Origin of the sequence: Klebsiella sp. YJ (assembly GCF_002108615.1) — a bacterium.
GTDB classification, from domain to species: Bacteria; Pseudomonadota; Gammaproteobacteria; order Enterobacterales; family Enterobacteriaceae; genus Klebsiella; species Klebsiella planticola.
In genome coordinates, this window is record NZ_MTEG01000087.1 from 1 (window position 1) to 1,795 (window position 1,795).

Sequence of the window (1,795 nt, forward strand, 5' to 3'; positions counted from 1 at the left end):
CATCCGGAGCATCCGGATTGAACTGTCGCTGGAGCCTGTTGGGCGACACGATACTGGCCTTGCCTTTACGTGCCCGCGGGATCCGGTATCCGGACCGTACTTCTTTATCCAGGCGTAAAGGCTGTGGGTGGTGATATCGAGACGTGTTGCAACGCTGGAAACAGAATATGGGCACTGCTGCGCAGACAATCAGAAACTGACGACATGGCGGTGATCAATGCCAAACGTGTATACCGCATCATGCGTCAGAATGCACTGCTGCTTGAGCGTAAACCGGCAATACCCCCTCTAAACGGGTGCATACAGGGAGAGTGGCCGTTGGAGAAAGTAACCAGCGGTGGTGCTCTGACGGCTTCGGGTTCAGCTGTGATAATGGTGAAAAACTGCGGGTCACGTTCGCGCTGGACTGCTGCGATCGTGAAGCTGTGCACTGGGCGGCAAGTAATGGTGGATATGACAGCGAAACCGTACAGGACGTGATGCTGGGTGCGGTGGAACGACGCTTCGGCAGCAACCTGCCGTCATCACCCTTTGAGTGGCTGATGGATAACGGGTCGGCCTACCGGTCTCACCGGACACATCAGTTCGCCAGAATGGTAGGACTGGAGCCTAAACATATGGCGGAACGTAGCCCGGAAAGCAACGGGATGGCGGAGAGCTTCGTGAAAACGATGAAGCGGGATTACATCAGCATCATGCCGAAGCCCGACGGGTTAACAGCGGCAAAGAACCTTGCGGAGGCCTTCGAACATTACAACGAATGGCATCCGCATAGTGCACTGGGGTATCGTTCGCCACGGGAATATCTGCGGCGGCGAACCATTAATGGGTTAAGTGATAAAAAGTGTCTGGAAATATAGGGCCAATCCACCGAACATAAAACACTATCAGTAAGTTGGGACCATTACCGAAAATTCTATCGATTGAAGTCATTACCCTTTTTTACGGGTAAATGCCCTTTTGACTATCCTGCGCTCTCTTATGTATGAGAATAGGGATACAATAGAAACAAAGAAAAGAATAACAGTAAGTCCCAGGAAAAAAAGATCTATCATTATATCCTCACATGATGCTGTTGTAGATGCTGTTGTTTTGCAACATGCAGCGTGGGGCAATATACAATGGCAGTAAGATAAATCCTAATTCCTATGGGGGATGACTCCAACTGATCTTGACCCGCCATCTCCGGACAGCTTTTGTATCTTAAGTTAACGATGCCCGCAGCCGCCGGTATTCTCTCGGAGAGTGATATCCCAGCGCGCTGGGCGGGTGGTTTTCATTGTAATGTGTGAACGCTGCTGCAAGGTTTCGCAGGGCTGTTCCCACACCCGGCCAGTAGCCCGCTCCCTTTCGGGGAGGAATGAGCGCGCTGATTTTCTTGCGACGCAGTTCGTCATGACATCGCCGCGTATCGTAAGCGCCGTCCGCCGCCGCTGACCTGATTTTTCGGTGGGTCTGCCGGATAAGCCCCGGGAAAGCTTCAGCGTCCGTGACGTTGTTCAGTGACAGGTCCGCGCAGATGGCTTCATGCCTGCTCGCGTCAACAGCCAGATGCAGTTTTCGCCAGATACGACGGCGCTCTTTGCCGTGCTTTTTGACTTTCCACTCACCTTCACCGAAGGCTTTCAGCCCTGTGGAATCAATCACCAGATGCGAAATTTCACCCCGGATGGGTGTTTGAAACTGACGTTAACCGACTTTGCCCGCTTGCTGACACTGGTGTAATCCGGACAGCGCAGCGGGACATCCATCAGGGCAAAAATAGAATCAATAAAGCCCTGAGCGGTTCGCAGGG

The 1,795-nt window shown here is 52.6% G+C and carries 1 protein-coding gene and 3 pseudogenes; 1 reads left to right on the forward strand and 3 read right to left on the reverse strand.

All coding sequences use genetic code 11. The features are described 5' to 3' along the window. Window positions 1–84: 84 nt before the first annotated feature. Window positions 85–168 (reverse strand): annotated as a pseudogene (locus BV390_RS31010) (transposase); the annotation flags it as partial. On the opposite strand from BV390_RS31010, the pseudogene BV390_RS30235 reads away from it, so the two are divergent. Next, window positions 163–860, forward strand: a pseudogene (locus BV390_RS30235) (IS3 family transposase); the annotation flags it as partial. The pseudogenes BV390_RS31010 and BV390_RS30235 overlap by 6 nt on opposite strands. A 72-nt stretch (window positions 861–932) precedes the next feature. Here BV390_RS30235 and BV390_RS31015 read toward each other — a convergent pair. Further along, window positions 933–1,055: a small membrane protein gene (locus BV390_RS31015; protein WP_139156025.1), complete on the reverse strand. Its 123-nt coding sequence runs from the start codon at window positions 1,053–1,055 to the stop codon at window positions 933–935. A gap of 148 nt (window positions 1,056–1,203) precedes the next feature. Further along, window positions 1,204–1,795, reverse strand: a pseudogene (locus BV390_RS30240) (IS5 family transposase); the annotation flags it as partial.